At 67.8% G+C, this 18,843-nt stretch carries 11 protein-coding genes; 1 reads left to right on the forward strand and 10 read right to left on the reverse strand.

Features of this window, described 5'->3' with window-relative positions:
• Position 1: 1 nt before the first annotated feature.
• The 4 genes from mbtD to ACYQ8K_RS02785 are packed head-to-tail and all read right to left on the reverse strand — an operon-like array spanning position 2 to position 8,641.
• Entirely contained in the window at positions 2 to 3,040 is a 3,039-nt protein-coding gene (gene mbtD, locus ACYQ8K_RS02770) for a mycobactin polyketide synthase MbtD (RefSeq protein ID WP_459967000.1), read from the reverse strand.
• A complete protein-coding gene (locus ACYQ8K_RS02775; RefSeq protein WP_459966885.1) occupies positions 3,040 to 4,359 on the reverse strand; it encodes a beta-ketoacyl [acyl carrier protein] synthase domain-containing protein in 1,320 nt (439 codons plus the stop codon). The genes mbtD and ACYQ8K_RS02775 overlap by 1 nt, the downstream gene beginning before the upstream one ends.
• A gap of 5 nt (positions 4,360 to 4,364) precedes the next feature.
• Positions 4,365 to 5,126 (reverse strand): thioesterase II family protein, encoded by a 762-nt coding sequence (locus ACYQ8K_RS02780; RefSeq protein WP_459966886.1) that lies wholly within the window; start codon positions 5,124 to 5,126, stop codon positions 4,365 to 4,367.
• A gap of 8 nt (positions 5,127 to 5,134) precedes the next feature.
• Complete coding sequence (locus ACYQ8K_RS02785; RefSeq protein ID WP_459966887.1) at positions 5,135 to 8,641, reverse strand: non-ribosomal peptide synthetase; 3,507 nt, start codon at positions 8,639 to 8,641, stop codon at positions 5,135 to 5,137.
• A 95-nt stretch (positions 8,642 to 8,736) separates the two neighbouring features.
• On the opposite strand from ACYQ8K_RS02785, the gene ACYQ8K_RS02790 reads away from it, so the two are divergent.
• Entirely contained in the window at positions 8,737 to 10,401 is a 1,665-nt protein-coding gene (locus ACYQ8K_RS02790) for a (2,3-dihydroxybenzoyl)adenylate synthase (RefSeq protein WP_459966888.1), read from the forward strand.
• A 22-nt stretch (positions 10,402 to 10,423) separates the two neighbouring features.
• On the opposite strand, the gene ACYQ8K_RS02795 is transcribed toward ACYQ8K_RS02790, so the two are convergent.
• The 6 genes from ACYQ8K_RS02795 to ACYQ8K_RS02820 all read right to left on the reverse strand — a co-directional run bounded on the left by ACYQ8K_RS02795 (position 10,424) and on the right by ACYQ8K_RS02820 (position 18,270).
• The gene (locus tag ACYQ8K_RS02795; RefSeq protein WP_459966889.1) at positions 10,424 to 11,485 is read right to left on the reverse strand and encodes a 3-deoxy-7-phosphoheptulonate synthase; all 1,062 of its coding nucleotides are present in this window, start codon (positions 11,483 to 11,485) and stop codon (positions 10,424 to 10,426) included.
• 283 nt (positions 11,486 to 11,768) lie between these two features.
• Positions 11,769 to 12,386: a TetR/AcrR family transcriptional regulator gene (locus ACYQ8K_RS02800; protein WP_459966890.1), complete on the reverse strand. Its 618-nt coding sequence runs from the start codon at positions 12,384 to 12,386 to the stop codon at positions 11,769 to 11,771.
• A gap of 97 nt (positions 12,387 to 12,483) precedes the next feature.
• The gene (locus ACYQ8K_RS02805) at positions 12,484 to 13,230 is read right to left on the reverse strand and encodes a maleylpyruvate isomerase family mycothiol-dependent enzyme (RefSeq protein ID WP_459966892.1); all 747 of its coding nucleotides are present in this window, start codon (positions 13,228 to 13,230) and stop codon (positions 12,484 to 12,486) included.
• A gap of 178 nt (positions 13,231 to 13,408) precedes the next feature.
• Entirely contained in the window at positions 13,409 to 14,062 is a 654-nt protein-coding gene (locus ACYQ8K_RS02810; RefSeq protein WP_459966893.1) for an O-methyltransferase, read from the reverse strand.
• An 899-nt stretch (positions 14,063 to 14,961) separates the two neighbouring features.
• Positions 14,962 to 16,299, reverse strand: coding sequence for a PPE family protein, SVP subgroup (locus ACYQ8K_RS02815; protein ID WP_459966894.1), 1,338 nt, complete (start codon positions 16,297 to 16,299; stop codon positions 14,962 to 14,964).
• 306 nt (positions 16,300 to 16,605) lie between these two features.
• The gene (locus ACYQ8K_RS02820; RefSeq protein WP_459966895.1) at positions 16,606 to 18,270 is read right to left on the reverse strand and encodes an NAD-dependent malic enzyme; all 1,665 of its coding nucleotides are present in this window, start codon (positions 18,268 to 18,270) and stop codon (positions 16,606 to 16,608) included.
• Positions 18,271 to 18,843: the final 573 nt, after the last annotated feature.

Raw genomic sequence — 18,843 nt, forward strand, 5'->3', positions numbered from 1 at the left:
GCTAGGAGTCCAACCTTTCTAGCATCGCGAGCGTTGAGTGGTGCGCACCGTTGGCGGCTCCGGCTCGCTCGAACGACGGCGCTGCCGCGGCCCCGCCGCTCGAGTCGGCGCGCAGCGCGTCGATCAGCTCGGTCACCGTGATGCCGCCGAGCATGCGGGACACCGGAACCGAATTGCCTACCGTGCGGCGCAGCCGCTTACGCAAATCGAGCGCGAGCAGCGAGTCCACGCCCAGGTCGATGAGCGGCGTGCCCGGGTCGATGGACAGCGAATCACCCAGGTGCAATGTCGCGGCCAATTCGGCCCGCACGATGTCGGCGAGGGTCTGCTCCGCCGCGGCGTCGCGGTCGTCGTCCTGACCCACGTGTGCAGCGGTGAACGGCATTGGCATTCCCTGGCTTTCGAAGAATACCTGCAGCCGCTCGAAGTCAGCGTCGAAAATCAGTGGGTCGCCCTCGTAGCGATACAGGCTGGCTTCGATGGCCCGTTCCGGCTCCATCGCCACCAGACCGGAGCGCTCGGTGCGGGTGATCTCGTCGCCGACCACGACCCCGGCACCCTGCCACAGGCCCCATCGGATCGCCGTGCAGTCGCGGCCGGTAGCGCGCAACTGGGCGGCCAACACGTCGAGCATCCGGTTGGATGCCGCGTACGCCGCGTGGGTGTAGCCTCCCCAGACGCCGAATACCGAGGAGCAGGCCAGGATCCGGCAGTCCGGGCGCAGCGGCCACACGTCGGCCAGCATCGCCAGTCCACGGACCTTGGCCGCACAGACCGCCGCCACATCGGGCCCGGTGAGCTCCGCACGCGAACGCGCCTGCGCGATACCCGCGGTGTGGATCAGCAAGGACGCCCCCGATCCAGAGTCGGCGGCTGCGGCGGTTAGCGCGGCGCGATCGGTGATATCGCATTGTGGAGCATGCACTTCGGCGTCGTACCGGTCGGAGAGCTCACGCAGCGCGGCCGGGTCAACGCCGTTGCGGCTCAACAGGGTCACCTTCCTGGCGCCGCGTTCCAGGCAGTACCGGGCGTACTGCAGCCCGATGGCTCCGCTGCCACCGGTGATCACCACGTCGTCCAGGGCGGCGGCATCGAGCGGCCGCGGGACCGCCTGTTCGCGGCACACACGGAACGTCCGGACGTGGCGTCGCGGCGATTCGGTGCCGCGCAACGCGACCTCGGCCGCCTCGCCCAGCAACACTTGGACGGCGGCGTGTGCCGTCGCGGCATCGACATCGCGGTGCGCGAGGTCGAGATGCCCGAATGCCTGGTCCGGGAATTCGAAGCCGACGCTGCGATGCATGCCCGCCAGCGCCGCCTGTGCCGGAGAGACGTTGTCGTCATGGCGGTCGACCTGTTCGGCGCCGGCGGTGAGCAACCAGACGGCGCGGCATCGCGGGCCGATGAGCGCGGGGTAATCGGGTAGGCCCGCGTCGGGCCGGGCCGCGATCTGCTCGATCGCGGCTGTGACGTCGAGCCGATCGAGCTCCGGGGCAACCACCACCAGGATTTCCGCGTGATCGGGCGACACCGCCCGGCAGCCGCCTTGTGCCGCAACGGTATCGACGAGCCGCTGCGTCAGCGCGCCCGCACCGACGAAGCCGATGTCCGCAGCGCTCGCGCTCGGTGTGATAGTCGCCGGCTGCCAGTCTTCGACGGCCACGGTGGGCGCAGGCGTCGCAACCGCGTCGGTCGGTTGTTCGGGTGCCACCCACAAATGCACCGCCCGCATCGGCGCGTTCGGGAATCCCCGCAACGCGGGCCGGTCGGCCATCGGGACCGCGCCGGCCCAGCTGCAGCCGGGGTCAGCGGTCGCGATGGCGGCGATGCTCGCGGACAGCGAATCGGTGATGGATCGATCGCGGTGCCCCGAGCCGACGATGACGGTCGACTCGTCGTCGACGATGTCGCCCAGCGGGTAGAGCAATGACGGGTGCGCGGAGAGCTCCACGAACGCGTCGGCCCCACAGGCACGGGCGTGCTGCACGGCGAGGTCGAATCGCACTGTGCCGCAGAGGTTTTTATACCAGTAGTCGGAGAAGTCGGTTGCGTCACCCAATTCGGTGCCCAGCGTGGAACCGATGAACCTCACCGGTGCGTCGCGGAACGCCGACTTCGGTGTCAGCTCGGCCAGGCTCGCCCGTAACGGTCGTAGCGCACTGGTGTGGCCGGGATAGTCGACGGCCAGTTGCTGGCTGAAGATCCCCCGCTGTTGGGCCAGCCCCGCCGCGGCCGCCACCGCCTGGTGATCGCCGGCGACCACGGTCGACGACGGCCCGTTGACCGCTGAGACTTCCAGCCAGCCCGGCGTCTCGGCCAGCAGCGCCTCCGCGACGTCGAGGCCGGTGCCCAGGACCGCCATCGCGAACCGGCCGGTCAACTGGTCGACGACGGTGGCACGGGCCACCACCAGAGCGACCGCGTCCGGCAGCGAGATCGCTTCCGCCACATAGGCGGCCGCCACCTCGCCGAGGCTGTGCCCGATGGTGATGTGGGGCAGCACCCCGCAGGATCGCCAGGCTTCGGTCAGGCCCACCGCGTGGGTGAATTGTGCGCCCTGAATCTCGGGGCGCGACCAGTCGCGCTCCTCGTCGCCCACCAGATAGGCCAACGGAGAAGGAAATCCGCCGGAGGCGAACGCTCGCGCGCACCGGTCGGCGGCCTCGCGGTAGGCCGGCAACCGCCGGTAGGCGTCGGCTCCCATCGCCTGCCACTGATTGCCCTGCCCGGGAAACACGAACGCGACGCATGGCGGCGTCGTCCTGGCGGAGTGCGTCACCAGCTCGTGTTCGTCGCCCCGGGCGATCGCCGACAGCCCTGCCACGAGTTCGGCGCTGTCGGCGGCTCGCAGCACCGCGCGGTGACGTCGCACGCGCCGCAACCGCAGCAGGGTGGCGGCGACCGCGGGGGTCGGGTCCGTCGCGTCGTCGATGCGGCCCAGGTAGCCGGCGATCGCCGCGGCGTCTCGGCGGATCAGCTCGGGGTCGTGGGCGCTGAGCAACACCGGGACGCGCCCGTCCGGCAGCCCATGGTTCAGCATCATGCGACCTCGGGGACGGAGATGATCAGATGGGCGTTGGTGCCGGCGATGCCGAACGCGGACACGGCGGCGGTGCGCTGACCATCGATGGCCGGCCACGGTGTCAACGTCTGCGCCAGCCGCAAACCCTGTCTCTCCCATTCGATTTCGCGGCTGGCATCGCCGGCGTGCAGGGTAGCCGGCACGGCGCCGTGTTCGGCGGAGACCAGCACCTTGGCCAGCCCCAGCGCGCCGGCGGCGGCCAGCGAGTGGCCCACATTGGATTTCACCGAGCCCAGCAGCGCTCCGGCGCCCGGTTCGGTGTCGCCGTAAGTCTGGGCCAGCGAGCGCAACTCGGTCCGGTCGCCGAGGCGGGTGCCCGTGCCGTGCCCCTCGATCATCCCCACCTCGTTGGGCTTGATCCCGGCCTGGCTGACGGCCCGCTGAAAGAGCCGCACCTGGGCGTCGCCGCTGGGCGCGCTCAGACCGGCGCTGCGGCCATCCTGATTCATGGCAGTGGCACGCACCTCGGCCACGATCGGCCGGCCGGCACGCAGCGCCGCCGACTTCCGTTGCAGCACAAACATCGCCGCTCCCTCGGCCCACACGGTTCCGCTGGCCTGCGCGCTGTAGGGACGGCAATATCCGTCGTCGGAGAGCGCGTGTTGCTTGGAGAACTCCACGAAGAAGCCCGGCGACCCGAGCACGTTGACGCCCCCCGCGATGGCCAGATCGCAGTCGTCGTTCTGCAGGGAGCGCACCGCGACATGGAAGGCCACCAGGGCCGACGCGCACGACGAGTCCAAGGTGAGCGCCGGCCCGGTCAGTCCCAGGGTGTAGGCGATGCGGCCCGAGATCACGCTGAGCGCGGTGCCGGCCAGCAGATGGCCGCTGTGTTCGGAGAACTTGGCCATCTGGGGCCCGTAGCCCGTGGCCGAGGCGCCCACGAAACAGCCCACATCGTGCCCGGCCAGATCGTCGGGATTGATGCCGCTGTTCTCACATGCGCGCCAGGCCACCCGGAGAGCGACCCGCTGCTGCGGATCCATCACGACGGCCTCGCGCGGTGAGATTCCGAAGAACTCCGGATCGAATGTGGTTGCCCCGGTGAGGAAACCGCCGCGGTCGTGAATCTCCTTGAACCCGCTGCGGCGCGACCCGGTAAGCAGTTCACGCACCGCCCAGCCGCGGTCGGTGGGAAACGGGCCCAGTGCCTCACGGCCGTGCGCCAGCAGATCCCAGTAATCGTCGGCGGTTTCGATGCCCCCGGGCGCTTCAACGCCCATGCCCACGATCACGACCGGGTCGGCGCGCTCGGCGTCGAACCCGTCTTCAGACATTGGTATCACCCGGCATTCACCTGCGCGGCGATCGCATCGACATGGTCATAGACGTAGAAGTGGCCGCCGTCATACAGCGACACGGCGAAAGATCCGGCGGTGTGCCTTTCCCACTGCCGCAGCACGCCGGTGCCGATGCGGTGGTCGTCGTGGCCGCCCAGTACATGAATGTCGGCGCCGATGCGGACGTCGGGGCTCGGGCTATACCTGTTGAAGGCCTGGTAGTCGGCGCGCACCGCGGTGGTCAGTAGTTCGGAGAACTCTTCGTCGGCGAGCAGTTCGGGGTCGGTACCGCCCAAATCGGCGATGTCGGCCAGCAATCCGTCGTCACTGGTCGGCAGCTCGGGCATGTCGGCGACGACGCAGGGCGGCGGACCGGCCGACACCCACAGCTTCTGCACGGCCGTGCCGTGCGTTTCGGCGACGCGGGCGAATTCGAAGGCGACGACGGCGCCCATGCTGTGCCCGAACAACTTCAGCGGCGCGACGCTGGGCCATGGCGCGGCCTGGAAGAGGCTGACGGCCAGGTCGTGCACGCTGTCGTGAGCGGGTTCGCCGAGGCGGTCCGCACGCTGCGGGTACTGCACGATGTAGGTGTCGCCGCCGGCGGCCAGCGCCGCCGCCAGCACCCGATAGCTCGCGGCGGCGGCCCCGGCGTGCGGGAACAGCACGGTGGCGCCGGTGGATGACCCCTTGTCGCGGCCCGGGGTCAATTTGATCCAGGACGGGAACGTGGCAGACACGGCGATCAGATTATTCAATGTCATTGCGCCATCTATGCTTTCGCGGTTCGCTGGGAGGCCGCCAGAACCGATTCGGCGTCCATGCCGATCACTTCGAGGTACAGCTCGGCGACCTGGTCGAGCCGGTCAGGGTCGTTCTCGCCGGCGCCGAGCACCGCGGCCAGCGCCGCCACGGTTCGGTTGGCGAAGATGTCGGCGACCATGATGTCGGGTGCGTCCAGCCAGGCCCGAATCCGCGCCACCGCCTGGGTGGCGAGCACGGAATCGCCGCCGAGGGAGAAGAAGTCGTCGTCGACTCCGACGTTGTCCCGGCCGAGCAGGTCGCCGACGATCTTTGCCAGTGCGGATTCTAACGGCGTCGACGCTGAGCGGTGACCGGGCCGCTGTGCTTGCGAGACGGCGGATTCCAATTCGCGTGCTGCGGTCCGGCGGTCGAGCTTTCCGGCGTCGGTGAATCCGATCCGCTGAACCACCGCGATGTGGCGCGGGACCATATGCGCGGGGACGAGGTCGCTGAGACGCTGCCGAATCCGCTCGGCGGTCAAAGTCGCGTCGTCGGAACACACCTGCGCGGCCAGCACGTCGGATTCCCCGGACACGGCGATCACGGCGGCCACCGCCGTCCGGACCCCGGGCACGCGCCGCAACGCGGTCTCGATCTCGCCGAGTTCGACGCGATACCCGCTGATCTTGACGCGGTGGTCGGCACGGCCGACGAACTCGAGGGTGCCGTCCGGCCAATAGCGCACCAAATCGCCGGTGCGGTACCAGATTCGGCCGTCGTGCTCGACGAAGCGTTCGGCGGTGAGATCGGGACGTCCGCGGTAGCCGCGGGCGATGCCGCGCCCGGACACCCAATATTCCCCGGCGACCCAGTCGGGGCAGTCGGCGCCGGCGTCGTCGACGACGCGGCAGGCGTTGTTGGGCAGCGGCATGCCGAAGGGCAGTGCCGTCCAGTGCTCCGGTATCGGCTGGGTGACCTCGAAAATGGTGTTGTGCACCGGGGTTTCGGTCGCACCGCCGAGGCCCGCGAAGCGCAGGTTGGGCGCCTCGGCTTGCAGGCGGCGCACCACCTCGGGTCGCACCCAGTCGCCCCCGGTGGGGATCGCCCGCACCGAAGACAGCCGACCGCGGCCGACTTCGATCAACATCTCCAGCCAGCCGGGCATGAAGTGGAGCACCGTGACTTGGTGGGCGTCGATGAGCCGGGCCCAGGCGTCGGGATCACGGCGCTGCGCCTCGTCGACCACGACGATGGCCCCGCCGGTGCGCAAGGTGACGAACACGTCCATCACCGAAATGTCGCCTTCCAGGGTCGACAGCGCCAGGCATCGATCCGCGGGCCCGATCTCGAAGTGCCGGCCGATGAATTCCACCGTGTTCATGGCCGCGTCGTGGGTGACCTCGACGCCTTTGGGCTCGCCGGTGGAGCCGGAGGTGAACAACACGTAGGCCAGTTCGCCGGGATCGACTCTGGTTGAGGCGATCTCGGCGCCGGCACGTACGTCGCGAAGCAGTTCGGCGAGGACCAGTTCGGGCACCGGCAACGACAGCCGTCGTCCGCCGCACACGACGGCCAGGCCCACCGCGCCGGTGTCGAGGATGCGCTCGGCACGGTCGCGCGGCTGGTCGACGCCGATCGGCAGATACACGGCGCCGACGGACAGGATGCCCAGCAACGCCGGAATCTGCTCGGCGCTCTTCGGGCCCATCACCGCGACTGTGTCGCCGGCCGTGATGCCGGCGGCGCGCAACGCCGCGGCGACCGCCAGCGCCTGGTCGCGCAGTTGCGCGTAGCTGAGATCACCGGAACTCGCGAGCACCGCGGGAGCGTCGGGCTGCCGCTCGGCCTGCCGGAAGAACCCGTCGTGCAAGGCTTCTCCGCTCGGCTCGGCGTTGCGGGCGTTGGCGGCCTCGCGCACCGCTCGCTGTGCTTCCGGCAGCGCCGCGGGGCCCGGCGCGTCCCAGGAGTCGTCGCCGTAGGCCAACTGGAGCAGCTCGTCGATGTGGTAGCCGAACATGGCGTCGATGACCCCGGGCGGGAACATGCCTTCGCGCACATCCCAATTCACCAGGACGCCGCCGTTGAACTCGGTGACCTGCGCGTCGAGCAGCACCTGCGGCCCCTGGGAGATGATCCATCCCGGTGTGCCGAATTGGTCGGTCACGTCGCGGCTGAACAGGTCGCCGAGGCCCAGCGCGCTGGTGAAGACCACGGGCGCGAGCACCTGGGTACCGCGATGACGGCTCAGGTCGCGCAACACCGACAGCCCGGGATAGGTGGAATGGGCGGCGGCCGTGCGCATCGCGTCCTGCACCACCTGCGCCCGCGCGGTTGCGGTGTCCGCGCCGACGAGATCGATGTCGAGCAGCAGCGAGGAGGTGAAGTCGCCGACCAACGAGTCGACGTCGGGGTGCAGAGCCTGGCAGCGCCCGAACAACGGGACGTTCAGCAGAAAGCGCGAGGTGGTCGACCAGCGCGCCAGGGTGTTGGCGAATCCCGCGGCCAGGGCCATGGCCGGGGTGATGCCGCGCGTCTGGGCACGGGCAAACAGCGCGTCGCGGGTTTGCGGGTCCAGCCAGTGCCAGCGTCGGGTGCTCTGGTTCGAGGCGCCGCGACCGGTCGACGGCAGCGCCGGCGGGTCCGGCAGTTCCGGGAGGCGCTGGGCCCACCACACCCGGTCCGCCTCACGCGCGGGTTGTTGGCGCGCGTCTTCGGCCTCGATGGCTTGGCGGTACTGCCGGTAGGTGTAGGTCAGCTCCGGGAGGTCGCGACCGCCGTAGAAGGCCGCGAGATCGGCCATCAGGGTGCGATAGCTCATCGCGTCGGCGGCCTGCATGTCGAGATCGACGTGTAGCCGCGACCGCTCGGCCGGTAGCAGCGTCATGGCCAATTCAAACACCGCGCCGTCCAGTTGCTGGTGGGATTTGGCAACGCGGGTCGCGGCGAGCCGCTGCTCGACCTCCTCGGCGCTCAGCGACCGGAGGTCCTCGACGCTGACCGGGAAGTCGCCGCTCTCGTCGGCCGGGGCGATGCTCTGCGTGCCATCGGGCAGGAATCGCACCCGCAGCATCGGGTGGCGGCGGGCCAGCGCGGTGGCCGCCGCGCGCAGCCGTTCGGCATCGATCGGGCCACCGTCGAACTCCACGTAAAGGTGCCCGGCAACCCCGCCCAGCTGCTGGTGGTCCTGGCGACCGAGCCACATCGCGTGCTGCATCGGGGCCAGGGAAAACGGCTCGTCCTCGCCGGACAGCACGGCGCCACCGGGCGCCCCGGCGGGTACGCTTTGCCGGTCGGCGCCCTGCCTACCTGCGGAGACCAACCGGGCCCAGGCCTCGACCGTCGGGTTTTCGGCGAGCGTCGCGAAGTCGATGTCGATGCCCTGGCGGCGCCAGCGGCCGGCCAACGTCATGATCCGGATGGAGTCCAGGCCCTGGCCGATCAGGTTGCTAGCCGGCTGAACTGCATCGACGCCGACGCCGAGCAATTCGGCCACCTCCGCCCGGATGTCCTCCGAGCGTGCCGAGGCGTGCACCACAGACCCTCCCTGAATTAGCACAGGCTGCCCTAATTTTTTGGTTACCCTATCCTTACTCCCTGCGTCCCCGCTACTACGCCCCCGTCTAAGGAGCCATGAGCCCCAACACACCGCAGCCGCCGGCCGGAGTCCTCGACGGGTTCGTGCCGTTCCCCGCTGATCGGGCCGCCGCCTACCGGGCGGCCGGCTATTGGACGGGACGGCCCCTGGACGCGATCCTGACCGACGCGGCCCAGCGATGGCCCGACCGGACTGCCGTCCTCGACGCCCTAGGCGACACCGGCCTCAGTTATGCGGCCCTCGACGACCAGGCTAACCGTGCGGCCAGTGGCCTGCGGGGCATGGGTGTCGTGCCGGGCGACCGGGTATTGCTACAGCTGCCGAACGGTTGCCAGTTCGCGGTGGCGCTGTTCGGGTTGTTGCGGGCGGGGGCGATACCGGTGATGTGCCTGCCCGGCCACCGGGCCGCCGAACTGGGGCATTTCGCCGCCGTGAGCGAGGCCACCGCGCTGCTGATCCCCGATACCGCAGCGGGTTTCGACTTCCGCACGATGGCGCAGGGGCTCGCCGAGCGGCACGCCGCGCTCAAGCATGTCATCGTCGACGGCGACCCGGGGCCGTTCACCTCGTGGACACAGCTGTGCGGCCAGGCGACCGCAGGCGCGCCACCGTTGGCGCCCGACCCGGGATCGCCTGCGCTGCTGCTGGTTTCAGGCGGCACCACCGGCACACCCAAACTCATCCCCCGCACCCACGACGATTACGTTTTCAACGCGAGGGCCAGCGCCGAACTCTGCGAGTTCACCTGCGACGACGTCTATTTCGCGGTGCTGTCGGCCGGCCATAACTTTCCGCTCGCCTGTCCGGGCCTGCTCGGCGCGATGACCGTCGGAGCCACCACCGTTTTCGGCACCGATCCCAGCCCCGAGGCGGCCTTTGCCGCGATCGCACGCCACGGTGTCACGGTGACCGCGCTGGTGCCGGCGCTGGCCAAGTTGTGGGCGCAAGCCTGCGACTGGGAACCCGTGACGCCAAAGACCTTGCGCCTCTTGCAGGTTGGTGGCGCCAAGCTGGAACCCGAGGATGCCCGCTTGGTGCGCGGCGCCCTGACCCCGGGTCTGCAGCAGGTGTTCGGGATGGCCGAGGGCCTCCTGAATTACACCCGGCTCGACGATCCCCCGGAGCTCACCGAACACACCCAGGGGCGGCCAATGTCGGTCGCCGACGAACTGCGCGTCGTCGATGCGCAGGGCGAGCCCGTGCGCCAGGGCGAGGAGGGCGAACTGCTGGTCCGCGGGCCGTACACGTTCAACGGCTATTTCCGCGCCGAGCGTGACAACGAACGCAGCTTCGACGCGCAAGGCTTCTTCCGCAGCGGCGACGTGGTGCGGCTGCGCAACGACGGCTATCTGGTGGTGACCGGTCGGGTCAAAGACGTGATTTCCCGTGGCGGGGAAACGATTTCCGCGGCCGACCTCGAGGAGCAGATGCACAGCCACCCGGCGATCTTCTCGGCGGCCGCGGTCGCGCTGCCCGACCCGTACCTGGGCGAGAAAATCTGTGCGGCCGTTGTTTTCAACGGTCCCGAACTGACGCTGGCGGAATTGAACGGCTATCTGGACTCCCGGGGCGTGGCCTCGCACGCCCGCCCCGATGTCCTGGTTGCGATGCCCTCACTGCCGACCACCCCGATCGGCAAGATCGACAAAAAGGCGATCGCCGGCCACGTTTCGGCTCAGCAAGCGGAAGCGCGACGGTAAGAGTTCTGCCGTCGCCCGTTATTCAGCCCATCGCGACGTAGAGCTGGGCGAGCAAGCCCGCCGTGGTCCGGAAGTCCATGCACTGATCGGTCACCGATTGTCCGTAGGTCAGCTCGCCGCCGAGCGATTGCGCGCCGGCCACCAGGAAGCTCTCCAGCATCAGTCCGGCGATACCGCGCTCGCCGGCCGCCAGGCGTGCGGCCACCTCGGCCGTGACTTCGGCTTGGCGCACATGGTCTTTGCCGGAGTTGGCGTGTGAGCAGTCGAGCATCACCTGCGCGGAAAGCCCCGCCTTGCTCAGCCGTTCGATGGCGGTGGCCACCGACGCGGCATCGTAGTTGGGCCCGGCGGTGCCGCCGCGCAGGATCACGTGACAGTCGGGATTGCCCATGGTCTGCACCACGGCCGCGCGACCGACGTTGTCGGTGCCGAAGAAATGGTGCGGTGCCGCAGCGGCTTTGACGCCGTCGATGGCGACCTGGACGTTGCCGTCGGTGCCGTTCTTGAATCCGACCGGCATCGACAGCCCGGACGCCAGCTGGCGGTGCACCTGCGACTCGGTGGTCCGGGCGCCGATCGCACCCCAGGCGACGGCGTCGGCGATGTATTGCGGGCTGGTGGGCTCCAGGAATTCGCATCCCACCGGCAGGCCGACGTCGATGATGTCGAGCAGCAAACCGCGCGCGATGCGGATGCCGCGTTCGACGTCGAAGCTGCCGTCCATGTTGGGATCGTTGATGAGTCCCTTCCAGCCGATGGTGGTGCGCGGCTTCTCGAAGTAGACGCGCATCACGATCTTCAGCCGGTCCGCGTATTCGGCGGCGAGCGGCGCGAGCCGGCGCGCGTAATCGAGTGCGGCGACGGGATCGTGCACCGAGCAGGGGCCGACTACCAGTAACAGCCGGTCGTCACCACCGGCCAGGACCGCCGAGATTTCCTCGCGATCGCGCTGTACGGCCTGGGCACGCCGGGCCGTCAGCGGCAGCTCGGTGCGGATCACGGCGGGGGCCGAAAGCTCGCGGAATGAAACGATCCGATGATCGGACGTATCTATCGTCGCCGTCTCGCAATTGATGATGGACATGGAGGGTGTGTGCCTTTCTCTGCTGGCTCCCAGAGCACGCCCGCTGGTTCCCGATGCCCTGAAAAACGAAAAGCAGCGACCTTGTGGTCACTGCCGGGCTCCGGGTATCAGTTGTGCGGTGGCGTCAACCAGACGCTGCATCGCTGGCTCCACCCGGAGCCACGATAAAGCGCCAATACGCGCGCACGCCGATATTCACGCCCGCAAAGATACCACGTGCCGCCGCGACGTCTGACAGCCCGCCTCATTCCTGGGCTCAGTGATCCGCGCGGGTGGCAGCCACCTAACCAATATCGTTGGCGCGCAACGCCTCGAGCAGTCTGTCCATCACCGCGCCGGCGTCCGCCCGCGCCTGCCGCTGATCGTCGGCGCGGGCGATGTAGAGGGTCGCCTCGCGCAGCGCCCCCATGATCGTCAGCGCCGTGGCCTCGACGGGCTGACGGGGGATGCTGCCGGACTCGATGGCATCGGTGAGCAGCCCGGTCACGAACCCGATGTTGTAGCGGTGCCCGATGTCGCTCCAGCGTTCCCATCCCAGCACCGCCAGCGCCTCGAGCAAGACGATGCGCTGGATCTCGGGTTCGGCGCACGCGTCCAACCAGAGCCCCGAACACAGTCGCATGATCTCGACAGGATCCGAGTGCCCCGCGGCGGCGACGGCCTCCCCCATCCGGGCGGCCATCTCCCCCTCCACCTGCTCGAACACGGCCGCGAACAGCTCGGTTTTGTCGGCGAAATGGTGGTACAGGGCTCCGCGCGTCACCCCCGCGTCGCGGACGATCGTTTCCAGTGAAGCATCGGCGAACCCCACCGACGCGAACAACGGCCGCGCGGCACCCATCAGCGCATCACGCGTCTCGGCCGCACGCTCGGCCTGCGTGCGGCGACCGCCCTTCGCCATCAACCCTTACCTTTCCACCGCCCCATGCATTGTCATGCATACCGTATGCAGGTCGGGGATTGTGGCAGGCCGAAGCGGCGTCGCGGTGTGCGTCTCCTCAGAACACCCTGAGCCGCCGCACGATATCGAGCGCCGCCGGGTCGCCCTCGGCCAGCACGCCCAGGCCCTCCCAGGCGCCGCGCTGGGTGACCCACCGCACGAAGGCCTGAGAATTAGACGTGATGCGCGCCGCGGCGTCGGAGCGGCCACCGAGGTGCAGGGTCCGGGCGCACAGGCCGTCGAGACGGATCTCCACGCCCGCGGATAAGTCGTTGAGCAGGTTGACATTCTGTTGCGGCAGCGCCGCTTCGATCCAGTCGAGCGTGGGGGCAAGCCGCAGCTCGTCGACGGGCGGCGGGTCTCCCTCCAACGGCCCATCCGGGCGAAACAGGTCGTACCGAGTGTGAATGAGGGCCTCGAAAACGAACGTTGTCGGCACCACCGAGGCCGGGTAGGTACCGACGTCGCCGATGGGTATGTCGATGTCCTGGCCCTCGATTGCCGCGAGCACCTCCAGGCCGCGTGCGCTGACCGATTCATAGTCGGCCACAACCTCTTTGGGGGTCATCGAGCGTCGTGAGTCAACGTACAGGTCCGCCGCTCGCTCGGCGGGCATGCCGCCGGGATTGGGCAGCGTCGACGGATCGACCGCCAACCAGAAGCTGCACGCCATGTGCGACACAAGGTCTTGCACCGACCAGCCGGAACAACCACTCTGCTTCGCCCACAATGCATCCGGCATCTTCGAGCAAAGCTCCAACACGATGCTGCGTTCTTCCGCGATGGCGTCGAGCGTGGCACTCATGCAACCCCTACCTTCTAGATACATACCGTATGTATGAACATACACACTGTATGTATGAAGTCAAGGACCAGTCTGGTAGGCGTCGGCATCATCGCTCAGTCGGTTCACCGGCGATTGCAACGAAGGAGCGGCCAAGCGGCCCTATTTCCCGGACGGGCGCGGGCGGCAGCCTGGATTTTTAGACGCGACAACTTAACTCAGTGCTATTTCGCTCCTTGTCGGGAAAGTTGATGGTGACGTAGCCGTTGGCCGGGTCGCGGACATAGTCGAGATAGCTGGCGGTGCCTGGATTCTCGGCGTTGTCAGCCAGAATGAGTGCGCCGTGGGATAGCTGCTTCTCAATGAGCTGCAACACCGGAAGATACATTTCTTTCCAGCCGTCGAGCAGGACTACACCGACCTCACCAGGAACCGCACCGAGCGTGGCCAGAGCGTCGCCGTCAAGGATGGTGATGAGGTCGTCAACACCGGCCGCCGCAAACGTGCGCTTTCCCGCTGCGACCTTCTTGGCGCTCAATTCCGTGGTGAAAATGTGACCCGACCCGTTGTCGCGCGCCGCGGCCGCCAAATGCAGCGTGGAGATGCCATAGGACATCCCGAACTCGATGACCGTCGCGGGTCTGACCGCTCGCACCATCGAATACAGCAGAAGGCCCGAGGTCGGGCTTATCGCCATGTAAGCGTCACTGGCGGCGTCGGCACGCTGCTGAGGGCTGGCTGTTGCGGTCAAATGAAATCCGCCGGGCCGGCCAGCGGCCCTTTGTGCGCGCGCCTTACCCCGTAGGTCTGCCAAGACATTATTGAGGGGCGCACGGTCTAGCGTGGACAGCATTCAAGATCTCACTTTCACTCATCGGTCACATCGGCGGATCAACCGCGACGTGCACCGTCTAATCGTTGATAACGGAAGCCTTTGCGAGACTGCGTAATACCCGAATGACGCAGCGCCGGCTAATCGGCTCCTTCGAGAAGGCAATCGGGAAGACGCGCTCCACACTAGTTCCCATACCTAATTACCTTAGCGAAGGACTTACCGAATTGCGCGGCTTCCTCGGGTGGTTCTCCCGGGCAGTTCCCTGCCGGTCGGGCTCTTTCGAGCCAGGAAGCCGGTTACTGAAATCATCTGGACCAGTCGGTGAATGGATGTTCCGGAGCTGCATAAACGGCGGTCCGCCCAATGCCCGCGGCAGTGCAGGGCGTTTTGGCTGACATCGACACGCTGTGTCATCCGCCGCTCACGATGATGTTGCATGTAAGTTACTTACTTAACAAGAGTAACTACCGACGCGAGAGGCTGGCTTGAGCATGAAAACTAAGCGGGCGATCGCCGGCGCGGTGATTGCGGGTGCCCTGGGTCTAACCGTGGCGGCCTTCGGCGCCGCGGCGGCAAGTGCAGATCCCCCACCACCGCCCGGACCTGGCCCCTTCGGACCGCCACACCCAGGTCCGGGACCATTCGGCGGCCCGCCACCAGGTCCGGGACCATTCGGCGGCCCGCCACCAGGTCCGGGACCATTCGGCGGCCCGCCACCAGGTCCGGGACCCTTTGGGGGGCCACCGCCACCGCGGTTCTGACCCGGGGCCGCACGGTCTGGGTAAGGAAGGACTTCGACCCAGTCTCCACCGTGGTGCACTACGAGTGCGCTCCAAACAGTGGATGAGCAACGACACCCATGGTGGTCGCCTCGGTCAGGTTTGATTGAGGCGACCACCATGCCACCGTGACGGTGGTTAACCGGTACCGAGCAGCCGTTGCTTTTGTTCGGCGAATTCGGTGTCGGTCAGCGCGCCGGAGGCTCGCAGTTCGGCGAGTTTACCTAGCACGTCAGTGATTTCGCGCAACTCGGCTGCGGTTCCGGTCGGCGCGCTGCGCGGTGACTGTCTACGCTCTTGCATAGCCGCCCCCGTGGGGAGCGGGCGTCCGGGCGCGTCGCTCGTTGCGGCCGGTTGGCGACCCCGGGGATCGGCTGTGCCGCGGCCGGGCATCGCCATCAATGGCGCACCACCGAACAGCGGCATCTGGCCGCTGAACAGCCCAGAACCCGCGCGAGTCGCCGCAGCGGCGCCGGCGGCGGGCGACTCGAGCGCGGTGAGGCGCACTTCCGGTGCCGCCGTCGACCAGCCCTGCGGCACCGACATGCCGCCCAACGAGTTCGCACGCCCCATTCCCGCGGACACCGTCGCCGCCTTTCCGGACGAGCGCGAAACTGCCGGTTTTCCCGGCTTTTCCGGCACGACCTTCGGCTTCGTGCCCGGGTCCACGATCTTGTGTTCGGTGTCGGAAATGAAGCCCGCGGCGCCCGATACGCCGATCAGCCCGGTGCCGTTGCCCAGAAATGCAGAGCCGAGCGACACCAAGTTGTAGGGGTTCAAGAAGCTGGAGAAGTCGCTCAGTCCCGAGGACGCCGTCGACGACGTTGCGAGGCTTTGCAACGCATTTGGCACCGTGGACATCGCATTGCCCGACAACGCCGCCTGCACGCGTCCGGCCGAGGTACCGGCAGCCCGCGTCGTCGCGGCCGCCTGCGCGGCCAGCCCGCCCTGATTGGTCGTCTGCTCGGGCGGCGTGAACGGTGTCACCTGCGATGCCGCCTGCGACGCGCCAGCATAGCCATACATTGCGGCGACGTCCTGGGCCCACATTTCGCCGTAGGCGACCTCGGTGGCCGCAATCGCCGGCGTGTTCTGGCCCAGCAGATTCGTGGCGACCAGTGAGGACAACTGGGAACGGTTGGCCGCGATGACCGACGGATGCACCGTCGCCGCGTACGCCGACTCATAAGCTGTCGCAGCGGCTTTGGCCTGAGCGCCGGCCTGCGTGGCCTGCTCAGCGGTGGCGTTGAGCCAGGCCACCTGCGGTGCGGCCGCAACCGCCGTCGCTGCCGCGGACGGCCCCTGCCAGGCCTCACTGGTAAGCCCCGAGATCACCGACTCGATGTTGGCCGCCGTGGTGTGCAGCTCATTGGCGAGCTCGTCCCACGCCGTCGCTGCGGCCAGCAGCGACCCCGCGCCGGGGCCTGCGTACATGCGGCCGGAATTGACCTCCGGCGGCAATACCGCGAAGTGCATTGAGTTCCTCTGGATCGTGCGGGCATGGTCATCTGACCCCCGCTCACGCTCCCTTTGGTACCACGCGCTCTCAATTCTCAATCCTGCGCGCAACATCGGCGCCGGGACCGATGTTCGGCGCCACGGTTTGCCGATTGCGCAGCTGCGCTGGTATTTCCATGTGCCTCCAAAGTCATTGCCCACGTCCAGGACTGGTGCATAAAGCGGAAAGTGAACATATTCACACCCGGCCCGGTACCCGTAACCGGCGGTATGTCGCTTCGACAGTCGAAGTGATAGCCCAACATGCGAGCCCATGGACGTCTGTCAGGCGGTGGTCTCCCCCGAGGCGGGGTATTCCGGGACCCAACGCACCTGCCTGATGCGCTCGGTGAGTTCGGCGTCGCTGCGCGTGGGGGCGACGCCGTCCGCGACCGCCTGCACGGCGACGGCGTGCGCGATTCGCACCGCGATGTCGGGCACGTCCGACCATGCGGGCAGCAGCGGCTGGTCGGGGTCGGCGAGGGCCGGCGACGCCTCACCCAAGGTCTCGGCGGCGACGCGCATCATCTCGTCGGTGACCCGCGTCGCCTGAGCCGCGGTCACGGCCAGTCCCATCGCGGGGAAGATATAGACGTTATTGCATTGCGCTATCGCGTGTTCCACGCCGTTACGGTGTAGCAGCGCGAACGGTGAGCCGGTGGCGATCAGGGCGCGCCCGTCGGTCCAGTGATCCAGTTCCGCGGGGTGCGCCTCGGCGCGGCTCGTCGGGTTGGAGAGCGGGAAGATAATCGGCCGCTCGGTCTTGCCGGCCAGCTCGCGCACGATGCTCTCGGTGAAGGCACCCGCCGCGGTCGACAGGCCGAGCAGCACACCCGCGTCGACATGATGGACGACGTCGCCGAGCTGGGCGGGCCCCGAAAGACCCCATTCGGCGACGCGGCCGGCCGGCTGGGCGAATCCGCGCTGCGCGTCGGACAGGTCGGTGCGATCATCGGTAAGCAGGCCAACCACGTCGACAACCCAAATGCGTTGCGAGGCGTCATGTTCGGACAACCCTTCGGTCATCATCTGCCGGCGAATCATGTCGAGCACGCCGATACCGGCCGAGCCGGCGCCGAGCATGACGACCTGTTGCTGCGAGAGCGGGCGGCCGGCGACTTTGGCGGCGCCGTGCAGCGCTCCCACGGTGACGGCGGCCGTCCCTTGAATGTCGTCGTTGAAGGTGAGGAGCTTGTCGCGGTAGCGGGCCAGGATCGGCAGCGCATGCGTCGTGGCGAAGTCCTCCCACTGCAGCAACACATTGGGCAGATGCTTGCGCACCGCGGTGACGAACTTGTCGATGAAAGCGTAGTAATCGTCGTCGTCGATGCGCCGGTGCCGCCAGCCCAGGTATTGGGGATCGTCGAGAAGCTCGCTGTTGTCGGTACCCACGTCGAGCACGATCGGAAGTGTGCGCGCGGGATCGATCCCGCCGATCAGGGTGTAGAGCGAGAGCTTTCCGATCGGGATCCCCATCCCGCCGATGCCCTGATCGCCCAGGCCGAGGATGCGCTGGCCATCGGTCACCACGATCACATCGACGTCGCGCTGCGGCCGGTTGTCCAGCACGTCGTCCAGACAATCACCCTCGGCGTAGGAGACGAACAATCCTCGCGGCCGCCGGTAGATCTCACTGAAACGCTCGCAGGCCTCACCCACGGTGGGCGTGTAGACGATCGGCAGCGCCTCGGGTATGTGATCACGCAACACCCGGTAGAACAGGGTTTCGTTGCGGTCCTGCAACGCCCGCAGATAGATGTGTTTGTCGAGATCGTCGCGCCGAGTGGAGAACTCGTGCCAGCAGTGCTCGGCCTGCTGCTCGAGGGTCTTGACGGTTGTCGGCAACAGACCCAAGAGGCCCAACCGCTGGCGTTCGGATTCGGTGAAGGCGGTGCCTTTGGTGGTCAACGCATCGAACAGTCTGGCCGTGCCGCGGAGCTCATCGGGCATCGTCAACTTCCGTTCACTAAAAATTCACGGTGACGAGAAACGACGGGTTGTCCCGACCATCATCGATCATCGGAGGGCGCTTTGTCTGCGCGCGGCCCCCATCGGGGTATGCGACCCGCGAGTAACGCCGCCTCGGGCAACTCGAGATCGAGGGCCAGGCGCTGCATCCGGCGGGGTAGCGAGGCAGTCTCGGCTCACCATGGACAGAACCGCGCGCCGAATAGCCGCCTTCGCCGCATATCCATCTGGCGCACAAAGATTTCCACGGCGCGCGGAATTCGAGCTAGCGGTTACGCACGCTGCACCCACGCGGCACCCACGCGACTAGGTTCACCGTGGCGGCTCAGTCGGATCACAGTTTGCTGTCAGTGCGCAGTCCGAGACCGACCTCGTGCTCCCGTGCTGGCATTAGCAGGGCCGTAGGGCCCAGTGCCGCGGCCCTTTTGGGAATCGATCGGTTGTTTGCCCCGATCCTCGGAACGAGGAATCTTCCGCTGACACTATTCCAATACGGCCATACATCACGATATGGTAACCGAGGCGCAGTTCGGGCAGGCCTACCAGCGCCTGGCG

The sequence above is a fragment of the Mycobacterium sp. MUNTM1 genome, assembly GCF_054660795.1.